The following is a 19,045-nucleotide window of genomic DNA, read 5'->3' on the forward strand; positions in this document are numbered from 1 at the left end:
CATGACCTCCCCCAGCACGCAGCGCGAGTCCGCGTCCACCGACGCCTTCGACCCCGCCACGGCGACCATCGCGGTCGTGACGTTCAACCGCTCCGGGCTGCTCACGCGCCTGCTCGAGAGCATCGAGCGGATGGACCCGCATCCGGGTCACGTCGTCATCGTCGACAACGCGTCGACCGATGACACGACCGCCGTCGTCGAGTCCTTCCGCGAGCGCATCGGCGCCGAGATCGTCTACCGACGACTCGACACGAACACCGGCGGGTCCGGCGGGTTCAGCGAGGGCATGCGGGTCGCCTACGAGCTCGGTTCGCAGTGGATCTGGCTCATGGACGACGACGTCGAGGTGCTCCCCGACGGCCTCGCGCGCATGGGGAAGTGGTCGGGCCGGTTCAAGTCGATCCAGGGACGACGCTACGACTACGACGGCAGCGAGTTCTACTGGCAGTACCGCGTCGCCGAGCGGATGGGCATCCCGATCCCCTTCGCCCCGTCGGGTTTCGACGCTTCCGGGTACAAGGAGATGAACTCCGGCTGCTTCGAGGGCATGTTCATCCACCGCGACATCGTCGCGCAGATCGGCCTGCCCGACCCGCGGTTCTTCATCTACTGGGACGACCAGACCTACGGCTGGCTCGCCTCGCGCATCACGACATCCGTCATCGTCGACGAGTTCGTGCTGCGCCGCACGCGCGAGATCAAGCAGTGGGACATGGGCATCCGCCACATGAATGCGTCGAGCGACGCGTACCGCTACTACATCATGCGCAACCGCGCGATCATCAAGCGCTACCACCGCGCCCTCGGCGTCTACAACCCGGTGCTCTTCGGGTTCGGGACCGCGCTGACCTTCGGCAAGGAGCTCATCCGACTCCTCTTCGTCGAGCGCAAGGTACGCGGCACGTCGAACCTCTTCCGCGGCCTGCGCGACGGCCGCGCCATCGCCCGCGACCGGCAGTGGCGGCCGATGCCCCCGCTGGTGGCTGCGGCGTCCTGAGCGTTCTTCTGCTGAGCGCTCAGGATGCGGCTTTGCCGTAATCGGCGTTGTACGCGGCCAACACGGTGGCGATGTCGGCATCCATCTTGAGCGCGCCCTTGTCGAGATAGAGCCCGCGAGCGCAGAAGCGGCGCAGGTCCTTCTCGTTGTGGCTCACGAAGAACAGCGTGCGGCCCGAGGCGAGCATCTCGTCGATGCGTCGATAGCACTTGTCGCGGAACGCCTTGTCGCCCACGGCGAGCACCTCGTCGACCAGGAGGATCGGCTCGTCGAGCTGCGAGACCACGGCGAACGCGAGCCGCACCTTCATCCCGCTCGAGAGGTGCTTGTAGGGCATGTCGACGAAGTCGGCGAGCTCGGCGAAGGCGATGATGTCATCGAAGCGGCGCGCGATCTCGGCCTTCGTCATGCCGTGGAGTCCGGCCGTGAGCCGGACGTTCTCGCGGACGGTCAGATCGCCGACGAATCCGCCCGTGATCTCGATGAGCGGCGCGACTCCCCCGTGCACCGACACGTGGCCCTCGTCGGGGATGAGAACGCCCGCCACGAGTTTGAGGAGCGTGCTCTTGCCTTGGCCGTTGCGCCCGACGACGCCGATGGCCTCGCCCGGCAGCACGTCGAAGCTCACTCCGCGGAGCGCCCAGAAGGTTCCAGGTCTCGTGCGACGCGTGGCGCCGCCGAAGAGATCCTTGAGACTGCGTCGCCCGCGGCGGTTGCTACGGAAATTGACGCCGAGGTTTTCGACGCGGATCGCGGTCGTCGTCACGCTCACAGCTCCTTCAGGACGCCGGGCTCGAGCCGGCGGAAGACCAGCACGCCGAGCACGAGCACGAGCAGGCTGAACGCGACACCCACGACCACGGACAGCGTGTCCCACTGGCCCGGGAAGAACCCAATCCGGTACAGCGTGAAGATGCCCGACAGGGGGTTGAACGCGGCCAGCTCCGGGAAGATGCCAGGCAGGTCGGATACGCCGTAGATGATCGGGGTGGCGTAGAAGAGCGCGCGGAGCACGAGGCGCGTCGTGCGCTCCAAATCGGTCCACAGCACGCACAGCGGGGCGACGATCAGTCCGAGGCCGACGAGCAGCACGGCTTGGACGAGGATCGCGAGCGGGAAGGCGAGCAGCCCCCAGCCGACGTGCGCGCCCGCGACCACGGCGAAGAAGACGAGCACGGGGAGGGAGCAGAGGAACTCGATCCCCTTGCTCAGCACGATGCGGTTGACCCAGATCGACCGCGGGATAGCCGTCGACCGGACGAGCCTCGCGTCCTTCGTGAACGCCTTCGTGAAGTCGATGACCGCGGAGTTGAACCACACCCACGGCAGCAACGCGGTGATGAGGAAGACGATGTACGGCGCCTCCCCCACTCCGGATCGGTGGAAGACCTGGGTGAAGACGAACCAGTAGATCCCGCTCATCACGAGCGGGTCGAGGATCGACCACAAGTAGCCCAGCGCGCTCGTCGAGTAGCGCACCTTGAGGTCGCGCGCCGACAGCAGCCACAGCGAGTGGAAGTAGCGCCGAGGGGTTCCAGGGGCGCCGACGACGGCTGTGGTCACCAGTCGAGTCTAGAACGTCCCACTCCGCTCCCCGCGGGGCACGACGGTAGGGTTTTGCAAGTGGTCACGCACTCTCTCTCTGCCTCGCCGACGTCGCCCCGCCCCCGGGTGCTCATCATCACGGGCGACCCGATCACGGAACGCATGGCGGGACCGGCGATCCGGGTGTGGAACATGGCCGAGTTGCTTTCAGATGACTGCGACGTGCGCATCGTCTCCTGGAAGCGCATTGAGCGCCATAGCCCTCGATTCGCGTTGCACTTCGTACATGAAGCGGATGAGCGGGCCATGGAACCGCACGAGCGGTGGGCCGATGTGATCGTCGTACAGGGGATGTCACTACGGATCTTCCCGTCGGTCGCCCGCACGCAGAAGATCGTCGTGGCAGACCTCTACGACCCGTTCCAACTGGAGCAACTCGAACAGAACAAGTACGAGGCCGAGGCGCCATACGTCGACGAGATCCGTAAAGCGGTGTCCCTGCTCAATGAGCAACTCGGACGCGGCGACTTCTTTCTCTGCGCCTCCGAGCGCCAGCGCGATCTGTGGCTGGGCAACCTTTCGGCCCTGGGGCGGCTGAACCCGGCGACCTATCGTGCCGACCCGACTTTCGACTCTCTGATCGGCATCGCGCCGTTCGGGCTCCCCGCCGAGGCACCTAGGCAATCACGGCACGCCATCAAAGGTACGGTGCCCGGCATCGGCCTCGACGACAAGGTGCTCATCTGGGGTGGCGGCATCTACAACTGGTTCGACCCGGTGACACTCGTCGAGGCCATGGGCCTGCTCGCGTCGGCGCGTCCCGACATCAAACTGTTCTTCCTCAGCGCGAGCCACTTCAATCCCGAGGTCCCCGAGATGGCGGCCATCGCCGACACCGTCGCCGCCGCCGACCGGCTGGGGCTGACTGGCCGCACGGTCTTCTTCAACGACGAGTGGGTAGCCTACGAAGATCGCGTGAACTATCTGCTCGATGCCGACCTCGGCGTCAGTACTCACCCCATTCACGCGGAGACGCGGTTCTCATTCCGCACCCGCATCCTCGACTATCTCTGGGCCGGGTTGCCCGTCGTCAGTTCCGACGGCGATGCATTCGCGGAGGTGATCGCGGCGACCGGCTGTGGGCGGGTCGTGCCGCCGAAGGACGCGCCGGCACTTGCGGAGGCCATCCGCCATCTCCTGTCCGACGAGGCCGCCTACCGGGCGGCGAAGACGGCCGCCGAGAGTGTGCGTGGTGACTTCACCTGGCAGCGAACGCTAAGCCCGCTTCTCGACTTCTGCCGCGCGCCGCGCCCCGCCGCCGATCGTGCGCTGCTCGCCGCGAGCGGCCGAACTCTCACAGCGAGCCGGTTCGAGAGGATACTGCTCATGCCGCGCGGCCGGCGACGCGACTTCGCATTGCTCACGTACTACTTACGCCGTGGAGGCTGGGCACTCGTTCGCGAAAAGCTCGACGAACGACGCACCCGGCGGGATCGTGAGCGGTGAGCGACTCAGGAAGCGTGCGATGAAACGAGCCGGCGCGCTTGATGTGCCCATCGATGCATTCGGCCGGCCCTAATCCGCTGCAACTGCCCGACGGCATCCTCGAGCGCCTCTCGGCAGGCAGCGAGCTCTCCTCGGCTCGTCTCGAGCTCGACGGAGAGCTTCTCCAGGTCGCGCGCGCGATGTTCGGCCGCGACCCGCTCGTCCTCGACGGCAAGAAGCGGCACCAGGACGGCCCTCGCACGTTCGACATCCGCGTCGTCATAGTCCGGGGGACCGGAGCGGAGGGAGACGAGCAACCGCTCTGGCGAGCGCGTCGTCTGCTCTGCAGCGAGGTCACGTAGCCGGTGCGACAGCCACTCGTCGCGAGGGAGTTCAGCGTTGCCGAGCTCTGTGGCGAGCGGGTGTCGGAACACGTATGACTCCTCCAGAGCGCCGGCGCGAAGGAACCGATAGTCGCGCATACCGTGGTGGCGCGGGCTGGGCCGGATCCGCGGGTTCGCCTCGTATGCGACACCGGCGTTGCGCACCTTCCGCTCGAACTGACGAAACGACCGCCAGGGGAAGTGCAGGCTCTCGAGCTCGAGACCCGTCGGGACGGGGCCGTTACTCGCCAGACTCACATAATGGTTCCCCTGTGCCACTACGACGTTTGGGTCGCCGATGTGGATCGCGTCGTGTGTCGCGTGAGCGTGTAGGCCGCTGCGCCCGTACAACGTGAACTCATCCCGCTCGTCGCGGTGCAGCAACCGCGCCAATCCTGTGCCGTCGCGCCCCGGCGCGCCGGTCATGTCGACGACCGGGATGGTAGCCGAGACGATGCTCTTCGGCATCTGTGAGAACAACTCGCCCAGGGTCAGGGAACGGTCCTTCGGCACGAAGAATTCGTCAGCGTCGGCATTGATGACCCAGTCCGCTCCGAAGTCGGTCGCCGCGCGCCGCGCCATCGCGGTGACCTTCGCGGCCTGATTCTTGTCCTGCACGGGGTCGTCGACGACGAAGACACGAGGATCCCCCTCGTACTCGGCAAGGATCTCGCGGGTGCCGTCGACAGAGCCGTTGTCGGTGATGAGCAGCACGTCGACGCCGGAGGCGAGGTGATACTCGACCATCGCCGCAATGATGTCCGCCTCATCGCGGACCATGACCGTCATGACCAGTGTCATAGCCAGAACCCTATCAATCCGCTGGGAGAAAGCTGACTCACCGTTCGCGCAGAAGACGTGCCTCCGCGTAGACGGTCCCTGTCTGGCTCGCGACCATGGGCACGAAGAAGTGCGTACCCTGCCAGAGGACGTCCATCCGATTGCGATCACCGTCGGAGACGTCGGCGTTCACGAAGTACTGGCCCCCACCGAAGGTGATACGCGGGATCAGGTACTCCACGGTGACCGCCCCCGACGCGACAGCATCGTGCGCGGAGCCGAGCCTGTGTGCGCCGGTTCCGAAGACCTGCTGGCCGGTGGGCGTGTCGATGCTGAACGAGGTGTACCAGACATCGTGCGCGGCAGCGTGGTCGACGTCGATCTGGATGATCAAGTCCTCCCCCGGGTTCGCATCCTGGATCGGATCACCGGCGGCGTTGAGCACACGGATCGCCGTGACGCTCGCGGCCCGCTTCTCGTCGCCATCTGCGACGACCTCGCCGTTGGACTGGCGCTTGCCCTCGAGGATCTCGCGGTGCACCTTGGTCGCCTCGGCGGCATCACCGATGAAAGCGACCTCACCATGGCTGAGCACCACCCCCTGGTCGCAGATGTCCATGACCTGCGCGGCGGAGTGCGAGACAAGGATGATCGTGCGTCCCTCGCGCTGGAACTCGCGGATCTTGTCCATGCACTTGCGCTGGAACGCCTCGTCACCGACGGCCAGCACCTCGTCCACGAGCAGGATGTCGGGGTCGGTGTGGATCGCGACGGCGAAGGCGAGGCGCACATACATGCCCGAGGAATAGAACTTCACCTGCGTGTCGATGAAGTCGCCGATCTCGGAGAAGGCCACGATGCTGTCGAACCGCTCGTCGGTCTGCTCCCGCGTCAGGCCCAAGATGGAAGCGTTGAGATAGACGTTGTCTCGCCCGGACAGATCGGGATGGAACCCCGCGCCGAGCTCCAGCAGCGCTGCGAGACGCCCGCGGCGCAGGACGCTTCCCGAGCTGGGATCGATGATGCCGCCGATGACCTTCAGCATCGTGCTCTTACCCGAACCGTTCGGGCCCATCAGTGCAATGGAAGATCCGGCAGGGATGGCGAAGCTCACATCCTTGAGCGCCTGGAACTGTTCCTGGTGAGCCTTCCCTCGGCGCCCGAAGGTGACGACGCGTTCCTTGAGAGAGTTGTCCTTGCGCAACGTGAAGTGCTTGGACACCTGGTCGACGACCACGACGTCGGGAGCGGCGATGTACTCGGGCATGGTCACAGCTCCTGGGCGAAGTTGCCCTGCAGACGGGCGAAGACGCGCTGGCACAGCACCAGCAGGACGAGTCCGATGAGCGCCGCGATCCCCATCCGCAGCAGCAGGTCCGAGGGGTAATCGCCCTCACCGCCACCGCTCCAGAATGCCTTGTGGAAGCCGAGCACGGCGAGAGTGACGGGGCTCGCGGTGTAGATCTCCAGCAACCAGGTCGGCAAGTGGAAGTTGGCGATCACGGTCGTGACCATCGTCCAGGCGTAGACGATCGGAGAAGACCACAGCACGAGCATCAGGACCACCTGGATGAGATACTGCACGTCGCGCAAGTAGACGTTCAGCGCTGACAGCAGCAACCCGAGGGCGAGCGCGTAGATCAAGATCAACATCACGGAGGGGAAGAAGTACAGCAAGTCCCACGACAGCGGCGGGGTGCCCAGTGTGAAGCTCGCCACGATGAGCACGAGCGTCTGCACGCCGAAGGTGAACAGCGCCGATCCGACGGACGCAAGCGGGAACACCTCACGCGGGACATAGACCTTCTTGACCAGTCCGCCGTTGGCAACGATCGAACCCGTCGACCCCGAAAGCGTCTCGGAGAAGAGGCCGTAGATCGTGAGCCCGGAGAAAATGTAGACGGCGAACTCGGGGATGCCACGGGCGGCGCCGAGAATCTGCCCCATCACGAGGTAGTACACGGCCAGCTGCACCAGCGGGTTGATGAGCGTCCACAGCATGCCCAGGACGCTGTCCTTGTAGCGTGCCTTGACGTCGCGCCGCACCAGGAGGCTCAGCAACTGTCGGTGCGCCCAGATGTCTGCGACGGTACGCCAGAACCCTCCGATTCCCGCTCGCGCCGGGGTGACCGGTTGCAGGGACAGGGACGCCAATCGGTCGAACCGTGCGGCCGCGCTCTCGTTCAAGTGCTGCCCTCTACCTCTCGCTCACAACAGCCGTCAACTATACCCGCCGACCCTGCGTATCCCCCGGGTCGCGCGCCGGTTCCCGATACTGCGTTCACGGCAGCGGCCCGCACTGCTCGATCGCGTACAGCCGGGTCGTTCCAGCAGACTCGATCTCGGTGAACAGCCCCGCCTCCACGGCAGCGTGCACACCGGCATACCGATTGCCGGCCGGATCCCCTCCGCCGAACTCGTGCGGGTCATAGAGCACGTACCGCACCCGCAGCGAGTCGAGGGCGGCGCAGACCGCTGGATCCTCGTCGATGTCGCGCAGGTCAGTCGATAGGAGCGTGCGATCCGGGTCGAGAAGGCCATTGACGTGCGGGAACACGGGCTCGCGCCCGGAGTACACCTCGGACAACGCTGAGCCGTCCCAGGGGTCGCCGAGCAGTCGTTGACCGGCGGGTACGATTCGCGCTACCTCGTCACGCATGAAGTCGATCTGGGTTCGAGAGACCACCGCCGAGTCGGCCTGGACGTCCGGAAGGCGGAAGACGACGGCGGCCGATGCAGAGACGCCGCCCAGGCGCATCCCGACAGCGCTGGAGAGCACCGTCGCCACCACGGCAATCAGAGTGATCAGGGGGCGCCAGCGGGGCCGACGGCTGCTCAGCCGGCGCGAAAGCCAGAGGATGCCCAGGGTGGCGAAGGTGACGCCCAGCACCGGCAGAGCGGAGCTGAGTCGGTAGCGGTCCTTATACCAGAGCGCCGTCGCAAGCTTCGCGAACACGTCGTCGGCGCCCGCGGCGAGCGCGAAGAGCACGGCGAGGATCGCGTACGACAGCACTGCCCACCGCAGTTCCGGCCGCCGGGCCGCCAGAATCAGCCCCAGCCCGACCGCGAGGGCGAGCAGCAGCGAGGGGACCACCACGACCGACCCGACCCCGGTGGGCCAGGCCTGCGCCGCGACCTGCAGCAACCCGTCCGCGACGCTCTGTGTCGCCTGGGCCTGCGGGCCGCCGAGACGATCCTTCAGCGGACGCTCGAAAAGCCCGAGACTGAGCACGAGGAAGGCGAAACCGCCGGCGACGACCACGCATGTCGCGGCCGCCGTCGCGACAGCCCACCAACCGGCGCGGCGGCGGCGGATGGCGCCGGCGCGCCGTGCCCGCCGATAGGCACCCCAGGCCCGAGCAGCGACGAAGGGCGCGACGATGACGGCCCAAGTCATGAGCACACGCGGCTGCGAAGCGCCGATGGCGCCCAGGGCGAGGATGCTCACGGCCCCGCCGAGCCCGAAGCCGAGGCGCACACCGCGTCGCCGCGCGCGTCCGCGCCCGCCGAGCACCGCCACCGGCGCTGCGACCGCGACCGGCAACAACGCGGCGGCGAGGAAGGTGGGATAGAGCGTCCCCCAGGTGAGCAGGCTGTAAGGCATCGCCGCGAACGCCGAGCCGAGGGGGAGAGCGACGACGGCCACACGAGCGGGTGCGAACCGCGGCAACAGCACCTGCGCGAGCCAGGCCGCACCGGGGAGCCAGACCGCAGCGGCCACAGCGATCCACGCGGCATTTGCTGCGGCGGCGATGGACGCGCCTGTTGTCTGCACTACGGCGGCCACGAGCGTGTGCCAGGCCGCTGGATAGTACGAGAAGGTCTTGACCGTCTCGGTGATGGTGCGCAGGGTCAGCGATGAAGCGTTGCCGTCCGCGAGGATGCGGGCGGTTGCGGAGAGATGGAAGACGTTGTCGTAGGTCTGACTGATGCGATCCGCGGCCGGGATCTCGCCGAACGCGACGACGGCGACGATGACGGCGGCCACGAACCACGCGACACCCAGCCGCCACGATCGCACGACGGGTGTGGACGGCGATGCACCTCGGCTTCGACGGCTGTAGAGCCACGCGGCGCCGCCGAGCGCCGCGGCGACGACCAAGCTCTGCCAGGCACCGAACGGGACTCTCAACGCACCGAACACCACCCCGGCGAGGGCGAGGGCGGCGATCCCGATCATGCCGGACACCGCGATGCGGGTCACCACCGCCAGACGCAGCGGCGCTGTCGCGAGGAGTCCGGGAACGAGCACGACGAGCACCGCGGCCGCCACGATGGGTAGCAGCTCGAGCCAGCTCACGGACGGGGCCGTCCCGCGAACACATCCCGCCAGCTCTCATCCGAGGTGAGCACCCGAGCAGCCGATCGGAATGCGCGGGCCAGGGCCGGCCACCGCAACCACAGCACCGCATGCAGACGCAGGCTCCGAGCGAGTCCGCGCCAACTCGCCCGCCGACTGCGCCGGAACCAGTTCACCGCCTCCCCGTCCGCCGTCTGGACGAGTGCCGAATCCAGGACGGAGAACACCGGCCACCCCGCCCGTTCGGCCGACATCTGCGCCTGCGGAGCGCGCCGGGCGGCTACGGATACCGGCAGGAGGAACTGGCGCACGACCGCACGGAGTAGCGCGACCGCACCACCGGAGACCTCGGGGGCCGGCGGCAGTCCCGGCTGCGGCTCGACGACCGCGCCGTCGGGGAATCGCGCGCGCAGCGCGCGCACCTCGCTGAGGCGACTGTCGAGGTATCCGGGCAGGACGTCGGGGCCGGCGAGCACGTCCGAAATCGCGAGCGCGCGCAATCGCACTGCTCCGTACTGGAGGCCGAGCAGCGGTTTCAGATCGCCCAGCAACGAGTGGACCATGATGCCGAGCGGGCGCCGCGGAGCGGCGTGCAGGAGTTCGCCGATGAGCCTGTTCCGATGCAAGTAGTAGGCCTCCCAGCTTCGGGTGGGTGCCTTGCCTCGCCACCCGAGGTGCCAGACGGCGATGCCGGGGACGCTCACGGTGGGTACGCCAGCCGCCGCGGCGCGCCGTCCGAACTCCACATCGTCGCCCTTGATGAACAGCGGCCACGACAAGCCGTGATCGCGCAGCAGCGGCAGCGGGATGAGGCACATCCACCAACCGTTGAAATCGGAGCGCTGCAGCTGATGGAACGCCGGCGCATCCCGGAACGGGGCGCGGGCGAAGTCGTGGTCGTAGGCGTCGTCGCGGTCCAGGCATACCCACCCGATGCGCTTGTCCCACTGTTCGGACTGCGTGTAGAGCACGCCGGGGTCGTCGAGGTGGAGCATCCCGCCGCCGACCAGGAGCGGGCCGCGGGCGTTGTCGGCGTAGGCGACGGCGCGCAGTAGTGACTCGGGCTCGGAAACGGCGTCGTCGTCGAGCAGCACGACGTAGGCGTCCTCGTCTTCGGCGAGGGCCTCGGACATCGCTCGGGAGAACCCGCCCGATCCGCCGATGTTGCGCTGCCGAAGGACGTGGAGGCGATCGCCCAGCCGCGCCGCGACCTCGGCGAAGCCCGGCTGGTCCGCCACGAGATCGTCTCCCTGGTCGATCACGAAGATGCGACGAACGACGCGTTCCAGCTCGCCATCGTCGGCGAGTTGGCGGAGCTGGGACAGACACTCGACCGGACGGTTGAACGTCGTCATCCCCACCGACACGGTCGACCGTCGCGGAGGGTCACCAGGAAGCGACCAGTCGGCTTCGTCCAGACGGAGGGCACCACCACCGGCAGTCAAATCGAACCAGTAGGCGCCGCCGTCGTCGAACCCGGACAGCGGCAGGTCCAAGACCAGCGGCTCGGAGCCGAGGCCCTCGGTGCGCACGGTCGTCGCCCGCGCGGCTGCGTCCGAACGCCACACGCGCAGCGTACCCCCGCCGGCCGCGCGTACCGTCAGGCGCACGGTCCTCGCTCCGGTGTCGCGCTGCCAGTAGGCGGCCGGAAAAGCGTTGAAGTATGACCCGAAGGAGACCGTCGCGCCGGCCCGGAGATCGACGGAGCGCCGGCCGGTGATCACCACGCCGGCGGGGGCGCCGCCGTCGAGGTACAGAGGCACGGTCGCCTCGCGTCCATCGACGGGGAGCACGACGCGGGCGACGCGATGGTGCACGGCGGCTGCAGTCACGTCAGGCGAGGGTGTTGTTCCACATGCTCAGCGCGGAGCCGATCGCCATGTGCATGTCGAGGTACTGATATGTGCCCAGCCGGCCTCCGAAGTGCACGCCGACTTCGCCCTGTTGGAGGTCGCGGTAGGCCAGAAGCCCGGTGCGGTCGGCGGTGGTGTTGACCGGGTAGTACGGCTCGTCGGCGCGCTCGGCGAAGCGGGAGTACTCCCGCACGATGACGGTGCGGTCAGCGGGGTAGCGGTCGGCACGCTCGGGGTGGAAGTGCTTGAACTCGTGGATGCGGGTGTACGGCACGTCGGCGTCCGCATAGTTCATGACGCTCGTGCCCTGGAAGTCGCCGATCTCGAGCACTTCCTGCTCGAAGTCGAGCGTCCGCCACGACAGCTCTCCCGCGGCATAGTCGAAGTAGCGGTCGACCGGGCCGGTATAGACGATCGGCAGCTGGCCGACCGTCGCGTCCTTGTTGAGCGGCTGAGCCTCGTCGAAGAAGTCGACATCGAGGGCGACCTCGATGTTCGGATGGTCAGCCATCCGCTCCAGCCAGGCGGTGTAGCCGTCGACCGGCAGCCCCTCCCAGGTGTCGTTGAAGTAGCGGTTGTCGTAGGTATAGCGCACCGGCAGACGCGAAATCACGGATGCGGGCAGCTCGGTCGGCGCCGTTTGCCACTGCTTGGCGGTGTAGTCGCGGATGAACGCCTCGTACAGCGGGCGGCCGATCAGTCCGATCGCGCGTTCCTCGAGGTTCTGGGCCCGCGTGGGGTCGAACTCCCCCGCCAACTCGTGTACGAGCGCGCGCGCTTCGTCCGGCGTGTATGCGGCCTGGAAGAACTGGTTGATCGTGCCGAGGTTGATAGGCAGCGGGAACACCACACCCTTGTGCGTCGTGTAGACGCGGTGAACGTAAGAGGTGAACGCTGTGAAGCGGTTGACGTACTCCCACACCGTCGCATTCGAGGTGTGGAAGAGGTGTGCGCCATACTTGTGCACCTCGATGCCGGTACTCGGCTCGTTCTCGGTGTAGGCGTTGCCACCGATGTGGGAGCGCCGGTCTATGACGGTGACCTTCCGCCCCGCTGAGGCGGCGCGTTCGGCGACGGTCAGACCGAAGAAGCCCGACCCGACGACGAGGAGATCCGGGGAGGTGGTCATGCTCTGTCTTCCTTCCCGTTACCGACCGAGCGCCGTATCAGCGATCCCGCCCGATGAAAGGCTCGCCTCGGATGGCGGACGGCGCGGGCGGCCCGAGCGAGCCTATCGAAGGCGCCCATCCCCCGTTCCACATCCTGCGGACGATACATTCGCAGCCCGATCGCGAGGAAATCGCGCAAACGTCCGTCGCCGATCGGGCCGATCCGCTTCATCATCCCGATCTGGAAGGCGATATCGCCGGGGAGCGTCGAGGAGAACTGGTCGAGGTTGTACTCGAGGGCGGTGTGGCTGGCCGCCAGGTACCGCGGATGCGCGATTGTGCGAGCGTGGTAGCCGAGCTCGCCGGCCGCATAGACGGGGAGCCGCTCCAGCACGTGCGCGAGACTGCCGTCGTCGTATGCCCCCGCGAACTCCGCGTACGACCACTCCGCCTTGACCAGCAGTCGCAGCGCGGCGGGGCGCGCGAAGAACATGGAGCCGTACGGCGCCAGCGGCGAGGATTCGTCGACGGGCACGCGGATCCCCAGCCGGCCCGCGAGGGCGAGGAAGTTCGGTTTGTTCGCCCACCATGCGTGCCCGAGCGTGGGGTAGCCGAGATGGATCATCGGTGGGAAGGCGAGTCCCAGCCCTGGTTCTTTCTGGAACAGACCGACCACGTTCGCCGCGTAGCCGGACGACGGCAGCAGGTTGCCGAACTGTTGTTCGACGAAGTGGGCACCGACATTGCGGCCGTCCTGCGGCGTCTTCTTGGAATGGATCTTGACGACGAGGTCGTATTCGTCCGACAGCAGTTCCGCGCGGCATCCGATGAGGAACGCCGACTGGTCGCGCCCGTCGTTCGACGCGACGACTCGGACGTCGACGGCGCCCCGCGCCACGCGCTCGGCGAGCCGCTCGCGGAGGGCGACGGCGCGCCCCTCGTCGGGCGTCGTGACGATCAGGTCGTAGGCGCCCGGTAGCGTGTCGAGCCGGTCGACCATCTCGTCGATCATTTCGACGTAGAACACGTGCGCGACGGCGAGGATGCGCACCGGCGAATCCGGGTCATACCCCGCGGCCTCGTCGGAGAGCACCGAGAGCATGGCCGCGTCGGCGTTGAACACCTTGGGCGGAACGTTCCGGGCCAAGTCCGCATAGATCAGCTCGACCGGGTAGCCGTAGCGCTCCGCGGCGTCCAGGGTCCAGCGTCCCACAACGGCGAGCGCGTCCAGGAATGGCGGCCACTGGAAAAATGGACGACGCTTCAGCGTCGGGCAGCCCGCATCGAGCAGCTGCTCCGCGTAGAGCACCGCGTGGTTCTCGATCTTGTCGGTCAGTGTCGGGAAGGCGACCTCCCCGACGAATCGCTGCGACGTGAAGTGCTCGGTGAAGACCCCCTCGTGCTTGGAGACCGCGTCCGAGTAGGAGGTCATCTCGGGAAGGTCGCGCCAATAGGCGCGCCATTCCTCGCTCTCGAACATCTCTCGGCGCACGGCGACCCAGTACGACTGCAAGTGGTAAGGCAGGTAGGCGTCAGCTGTGAAGGGGTGCGGCTCGACGCGGATGTGGTCGGTCATCCCCCAGAAGTGCAGCGGGCGTCGGTCCATGCGCTCGAAGACGGGGCCGAATGGACGCACCGGCCCGAACCAGGTGTCGTTGACCAGCAGCACCTCGTCATAGGCGGCAATGCCGTCGCCGACGGAGTCCAGTCCCGCCTTGTAGCCCCAGATGTCGTACCCGCGGTTCTCGCGCTCGATCACCTCGTCGCTGACGACGGCCAGCCGCTCGCGACCACGGTCGGTCAGGGCGCCGTTGACCACGGTGACGATGCGCGTGCAATGTTCCCGGAGCGCGCTCAGCGCGTGTGGAATGTAGTCCTCGACGTCGCCGCGCGGGTCGTAGACGACGTAGATCAGCAGACGGGAGCCGTCGACGGGGAACGCCGTGTGCGCCCGGGGAGCGTCGACGACGAGCTCAGCGGTCTTCATCGTGCCTCCTGACGACGTGGACGAGGCGACCCAGCAACCGCTTGATACTGCTCACGAACCGCAGCCCCGCGAAAGCGACCCGGTAGAGGGGGCGCAGCACGGCGGACAGGTGCGGGTGGTTGAGGTTCACGTACATCCGCATGAGCGCGACCGGACCACCGTGTCCGGCCGCCCCGGCGCGCTGCATCAGCTGGATCTGCTCCACCGGGTAGCCACGGGTCGTCGAGAACAGCTCGTCGGTCTTGTAGTCGAGAGCGGTGTGGCTGATGGCCGCGTGCTCGGCCGTGAGGACCGTCCGAACGTGGAAGCCGCGCGACGCGGCGAACGACACGACGACGCGCTCCTGGAGCTTCGCGAGGTCGCCGTACCGGCCGGCTCCCCGATGCCCATAGTCGGCGAGTGACCATCCGTGCTCGGCGAGCGGACGCAGGGCCGCGGTGCGCGCGATCCACATCCCGCCGAACGGCGCCAATGGGGAGATCTCATCGAGCGGCACGTCGATTTTGTCGCGCGCCAGCATGCGGAGGGCGTACCCCCGCAGCCCTGCCCAGGCCCGGCCCATCATCGCGTAGCCGATGTGCATCGTCGGCGGGAACACCAGCCCGAGACCGGGCTCGCGCTGGAACATCGCGACAACGTTGCGCGCGTGCGCCGGCGTCCCGACGAGATTCTCGAGCTGGTACCGGCGGAAGTAGCGCAGGCGATTGACGGTCTTGCGGTCGGAGCGGCGGGCGTGCAGCTTGACCAGCAGATCGTAACGGTCGGGCAGGATGAGGTCGCGGCACCCGACGAACAGGTCGGCCATGTCGCGACCGCGACTTGTGGGGGTGACCCGCACCTCGACCGCCCCCGGCCGGCCGTTCGCCCAGTCCTCCATCAGTCGTTCCAAACGGGATGCCGCGAAGCCGCTCGACGTCGTGACGACGACGTCGACCGTCCCGGGTAGGTGAGCGATCCCACCGAATACGGCGTCGGCGCCTTCCGGGTCGCTCATGTGCGCGACGGCGACGGTGCGCAACGGCGCCGCTTCGTCGTACGCGTCGACCTCATCGTGAAGCACCTCGAGCATGCTGGCGTTGGTGTTGAGCGTCTTGGGTGAAGTCGTGCGGGCGAGCCCGGCCCACAGTGCCTCCGCGGGATACCCGCGTGAGATCATCGCCTCGGCGATGTCGCGACCCAGGATGGCCTTGCGATCGAGGAATGGCGGGTAGGACTGGAACACAGCCTTGTCCACGAACGGCCAACCGGCCTCCAGTAGCGGCACCGCGTCGAACAGGGCCGGATCCGCCGAGCCGATCACGCTCGCCGGGAACGCATAGGCGGTGCGGGCACCCGCCGCAGCCAGCGCGCTCAACAGTGCAGCGCGGTCGCGGTCCCTCAGGCTCTCCCCCTGATCCCAGAAGTCGTACCAAGCGGCGGAGCGTGCGATGCTCGCCGAGACGTCGAACCAGGCGAACGGTCGGTCGACAGCCGGGAATCCTTGAGAATCGAAGCTCTCGCGGACGTGATCCGCGTTCTGCACGCCGTCCCACGCGTCGATCTCGCCGGCGTCCATCCGCCCGATGAAGTCGGCGAGCCGTCCGACGGGCCCGATCACGACGTCACCGGTCAGAGCAACACGGACCGGGCGGCCGCCGACGCGGTCAACAAGCTCGGCAAGCGCCTTCGCATACCAGCGGCGCGAAAAGGTGTCGGCATCCGCGACGACGACAATCCCTCCGAGCGCCTTCGCCTGCGCCCGCATCGCCTCGCCCGAGGTTGCGGGCAGGAGCACGACCAGCGTGCGGGCGACGCCTGCGAGGGCGGTGAGCGCGAGGCGTACATCCGCGGGAAGCCCGTCCCCACGAGCGGTCACGGCATAGACGATGTCGCGCCCCAGGTTCTGTCGAGCTTCCTCGGGAACAACCGTCATCCGTGGGGCTCTTTCGTCGGTGGAGATGATGCAGACGGGATGCCGGCCACGCGGCTTCCGCCCTGGAATTCTAGCCGCCCCTCGCGCACGGAATGATGCGAAGCCCGTCACCGCGCCGACTATCGTGAGCGAATGCACAGCATCCCACGGCACGCTCTGGCCCGCGTCCGACGTGCCGCCCGGCGTGCCATCCGTGTCGCGCTCGTCCGATTCGGCGGCCTTCCGTACAGCGAGAAGGGACCGGATGCACTGACGCCGGAGACAGCGGCGGACGTCCGCTCGCTCTGGCTCAGGAACCTGCGGTCCCGGGTGCGTCTGATCGACCCGGCCGCGCACGAGACCGTCACCCTGACGAGCTTCGGGGACCGCGTGTCGACGGCGTGGCTCGCGATCGAATCCATCGGTCGCGGCACGGCCCTCCCCGGACGCATCATCCTCTGGCTCGAGACGCCCGTGCCGCGTCTCGGTCGCAAGTTGCGTCGGCTGCAGCGGCGGGGTCTCGAGATACTGGCCGCCGAGCCCGGTTTGGGTCCGTACACGAAGTTCTGGCCGTATCTGGAGTCCCACGAGCCGGACGGTCCGCTCGTCACCTGCGATGACGACATCGTGTATCCGCCGTGGTGGCTCGAGCGACTCCGCGGTCACGCCGTCGCACATGAGAACACGGTCGTCGCCCACCGCGCCCATCGCATCGTCATGGACGAGCCACAGGCTTTCCGCCCCTATCGCGGCTGGGCGCCCTGCCTGACGAACGAGCCCGGATTCGACCATTTCGCGACGTCGGTGTCCGGCCAATTGCTGCCGGTGGGACTCCAACACGAACTGCGCCGGCGCGGTCGTACGTTCCTGCAGCACGCGCCGCGTGCCGACGACATTTGGATCGACTTCGTCGCGGCGGAAGCGGGCTATCCGACGGCGCAGGTGGCTGTGGCCCCGGCGCATTGGGCCTTCGTCCCGGGATCCCAGGTCGTCACCCTCAACTCATCGAACGTATGGGCGGACGCGAACGACTCCCAGCTGCGCGACACGCACACCCCGCGGTCATACGCGCGCATCTGGTCCGATGCCCGCAACTCGACCGAGGGCAGGGCCTGGCCGGGCTGAGGATGATCAGGCCTGCTCGACAGCGATCCGACGCCCTTCGCCGTCTTCATCGGGAAAGACCCAGCGGTCGTAGGTGAAGAAGCGGAAGACAGTCGCGAGAGCCTGACCGATCAGCGTTCCGGAGATGTTGTCCGCCACCGGGCCCTCCAACCCCAGCACGTAACGCGAGAACGCCAGACAGCCCAATTGCAGCCCCATCGCGACCAGGTTCAAGAGCACGAATACGACGTACCGCGACAGGCGCCGCTTGATCTGCCGCGATCCGAAGGTCCAGTAGCGGTTGCCGATGTACGTGACCACCGTCGCGACGGCGATCGCGATGACCTTGGCAACGACCGGCAGGTCGTAGAGCGGGCCGGCACCGCTGAACCCGAAGGCCAGGAGGTTGAACGTCACGGCATCCACGACGAACGCTACGCCACCGACGACAAGGAAGGCTCCCCCCTTGCGCAGGTAGGAAACGAGGGAGTGGGACGAACTCACCGACCGGCCTCTCCGCGAGCCGGGCCCGCACCGCCTCCATGATAACTTGGTCATCGCCGCGCGCCGACGTCTTCCCGCGCGCTCGAGGAGTGGAATTCGTGCCTGAGCCGACGGCGCCGCGCATCGCCGCAATCGTCCCGTGTCACAACGAGGAGCTGGCCATCGCCAAGGTCGTGAGCGATCTGCGCGCTGCGGTCCCGGAGATGACGGTCTACGTCTTCGACAACGCGAGCACGGACCGTACGGTCAGGGTCGCGGAAGCGGCCGGAGCGATCGTCCGCCACGAGTACACCAAGGGCAAGGGCAACGTTGTGCGCCGCGCCTTCGCCGATATCGACGCGGACGTCTACGTCCTGATCGACGGCGATGACACCTATGCGACCGCCGATCTGCCTGCGATGATCGAGGCGCTGCTCACTGGTCCGTACGACCACGTGCTCGGGGTGCGGCGCGAGACCCAGGTCGGCGCGTACCGCCCGGGGCACGAACTCGGCAACAAGGGATTCAACTGGTTCGTCAGCGGGGTCTTCGGCTCGGCCGTGAGCGACATGCTCAGCGGATACCGCGTCTTCTCCCGCCGTTTCGTCAAGAGCTTCCCCGCACTATCGCGCGAGTTCGAGATCGAGACCGAGCTCACCGTACACGCCATGAGCCTGCGCGTCCCCCAGATCGAGGTGCCCGTCGGTTTCAAGGACCGCCCGGTCGGCAGCGAAAGCAAACTCCGCACATATCATGACGGGTTCCGCATCCTGTCGCTCATCGTCGGCCTGATCCGACACGAGCGCCCCATGCTCTTCTACGGGATCACCGGCACCCTGTTGGCACTGCTCGGCCTGATCATCGGGATGCCGGTGATCGTCGATTTCATCGCAACCGGTCTCGTACCACGCCTGCCGACGGCGATCCTCGCAGTCGGCATCGTCATCGTCGCCTTCCTCTCGTGGACCATCGGGCTCGTCCTCGACGGCGTCCTCAAAGCACGCCGGGAGATCAGCAGGCTGAACTACCTCTCCCACGCGGCGGTCTCGGGCACCGATGAGCATCACCGCGGCTGATCCGCACCCGAAGCCGGCGGCGAGGTTTCGCGTTCTACTGCGCACGGCTCTA

The 19,045-nt window shown here is 67.4% G+C and carries 15 protein-coding genes; 4 read left to right on the forward strand and 11 right to left on the reverse strand.

Annotation, left to right across the window (positions count from 1 at the left end):
* The first annotated feature begins 1 nt into the window (after position 1).
* Positions 2–997, forward strand: coding sequence for a glycosyltransferase (locus C7474_RS11545; protein WP_121060164.1), 996 nt, complete (start codon positions 2–4; stop codon positions 995–997).
* Between the two features lie 19 nt (positions 998–1,016).
* Here C7474_RS11545 and C7474_RS11550 read toward each other — a convergent pair whose 3' ends face one another.
* Together C7474_RS11550 and C7474_RS11555 are read right to left on the reverse strand one after the other, a co-directional pair.
* Positions 1,017–1,763, reverse strand: coding sequence for an ABC transporter ATP-binding protein (locus C7474_RS11550; protein WP_422385798.1), 747 nt, complete (start codon positions 1,761–1,763; stop codon positions 1,017–1,019).
* A gap of 2 nt (positions 1,764–1,765) precedes the next feature.
* On the reverse strand, positions 1,766–2,560 hold the full coding sequence (locus tag C7474_RS11555; protein ID WP_121060168.1) for an ABC transporter permease: 795 nt from the start codon (positions 2,558–2,560) through the stop codon (positions 1,766–1,768).
* 60 nt (positions 2,561–2,620) lie between these two features.
* Here C7474_RS11555 and C7474_RS11560 point away from each other — a divergent pair, with 60 nt between their 5' ends.
* Positions 2,621–4,048 (forward strand): glycosyltransferase family 4 protein, encoded by a 1,428-nt coding sequence (locus C7474_RS11560; RefSeq protein ID WP_241965219.1) that lies wholly within the window; start codon positions 2,621–2,623, stop codon positions 4,046–4,048.
* 5 nt (positions 4,049–4,053) lie between these two features.
* Here the strand turns inward: C7474_RS11560 and C7474_RS11565 are convergent, their stop codons facing one another.
* From C7474_RS11565 to C7474_RS11600, 8 genes are all read right to left on the reverse strand, one after another.
* Positions 4,054–5,211 (reverse strand): glycosyltransferase family 2 protein, encoded by a 1,158-nt coding sequence (locus tag C7474_RS11565; protein WP_121060170.1) that lies wholly within the window; start codon positions 5,209–5,211, stop codon positions 4,054–4,056.
* Positions 5,212–5,248: 37 nt separating this feature from the next.
* Positions 5,249–6,427, reverse strand: coding sequence for an ATP-binding cassette domain-containing protein (locus tag C7474_RS11570; RefSeq protein ID WP_158597331.1), 1,179 nt, complete (start codon positions 6,425–6,427; stop codon positions 5,249–5,251).
* Between the two features lie 32 nt (positions 6,428–6,459).
* Positions 6,460–7,251, reverse strand: a complete 792-nt coding sequence (locus tag C7474_RS11575) for an ABC transporter permease (RefSeq protein WP_241965220.1) — start codon at positions 7,249–7,251, stop codon at positions 6,460–6,462.
* Between the two features lie 220 nt (positions 7,252–7,471).
* Positions 7,472–9,490 (reverse strand): DUF6541 family protein, encoded by a 2,019-nt coding sequence (locus C7474_RS11580; protein WP_121060174.1) that lies wholly within the window; start codon positions 9,488–9,490, stop codon positions 7,472–7,474.
* The gene (locus C7474_RS11585; RefSeq protein ID WP_121060176.1) at positions 9,487–11,322 is read right to left on the reverse strand and encodes a glycosyltransferase; all 1,836 of its coding nucleotides are present in this window, start codon (positions 11,320–11,322) and stop codon (positions 9,487–9,489) included. Before C7474_RS11585 ends, C7474_RS11580 begins: the two co-directional genes overlap by 4 nt.
* Position 11,323: 1 nt before the next feature.
* Positions 11,324–12,472 (reverse strand): UDP-galactopyranose mutase, encoded by a 1,149-nt coding sequence (glf, locus tag C7474_RS11590; protein ID WP_121060178.1) that lies wholly within the window; start codon positions 12,470–12,472, stop codon positions 11,324–11,326.
* Entirely contained in the window at positions 12,469–14,439 is a 1,971-nt protein-coding gene (locus C7474_RS11595; RefSeq protein ID WP_121060180.1) for a rhamnan synthesis F family protein, read from the reverse strand. Before C7474_RS11595 ends, glf begins: the two co-directional genes overlap by 4 nt.
* Entirely contained in the window at positions 14,426–16,687 is a 2,262-nt protein-coding gene (locus C7474_RS11600; RefSeq protein ID WP_158597333.1) for a rhamnan synthesis F family protein, read from the reverse strand. Before C7474_RS11600 ends, C7474_RS11595 begins: the two co-directional genes overlap by 14 nt.
* Between C7474_RS11600 and C7474_RS15055 the strand changes: the two genes are divergently transcribed.
* The gene (locus tag C7474_RS15055; protein ID WP_158597334.1) at positions 16,661–17,455 is read left to right on the forward strand and encodes a hypothetical protein; all 795 of its coding nucleotides are present in this window, start codon (positions 16,661–16,663) and stop codon (positions 17,453–17,455) included. The two genes, C7474_RS11600 and C7474_RS15055, sit on opposite strands and share 27 nt — an antisense overlap.
* Positions 17,456–17,461: 6 nt before the next feature.
* Here the strand turns inward: C7474_RS15055 and C7474_RS11605 are convergent, their stop codons facing one another.
* Positions 17,462–17,992: a GtrA family protein gene (locus tag C7474_RS11605; protein ID WP_121060185.1), complete on the reverse strand. Its 531-nt coding sequence runs from the start codon at positions 17,990–17,992 to the stop codon at positions 17,462–17,464.
* Between the two features lie 44 nt (positions 17,993–18,036).
* Here C7474_RS11605 and C7474_RS11610 point away from each other — a divergent pair, with 44 nt between their 5' ends.
* Positions 18,037–18,993: a glycosyltransferase gene (locus C7474_RS11610; RefSeq protein ID WP_241965222.1), complete on the forward strand. Its 957-nt coding sequence runs from the start codon at positions 18,037–18,039 to the stop codon at positions 18,991–18,993.
* Positions 18,994–19,045: the final 52 nt, after the last annotated feature.

This window comes from Microbacterium telephonicum (genome assembly GCF_003651225.1).
GTDB classification, from domain to species: domain Bacteria; phylum Actinomycetota; class Actinomycetes; order Actinomycetales; family Microbacteriaceae; genus Microbacterium; species Microbacterium telephonicum.

Bases quoted from the DNA above. Each gene is read 5' to 3' on its own strand.
- C7474_RS11545 (WP_121060164.1), top strand. From the start codon at position 2: ATGACCTCCCCCAGCACGCAGCGCGAGTCCGCGTCCACCGACGCCTTC.
- C7474_RS11565 (WP_121060170.1), bottom strand. From the start codon at position 5,211: ATGACACTGGTCATGACGGTCATGGTCCGCGATGAGGCGGACATCATT.
- glf (WP_121060178.1), bottom strand. From the start codon at position 12,472: ATGACCACCTCCCCGGATCTCCTCGTCGTCGGGTCGGGCTTCTTCGGT.
- C7474_RS11595 (WP_121060180.1), bottom strand. From the start codon at position 14,439: ATGAAGACCGCTGAGCTCGTCGTCGACGCTCCCCGGGCGCACACGGCG.
- C7474_RS11605 (WP_121060185.1), bottom strand. From the start codon at position 17,992: ATGACCAAGTTATCATGGAGGCGGTGCGGGCCCGGCTCGCGGAGAGGC.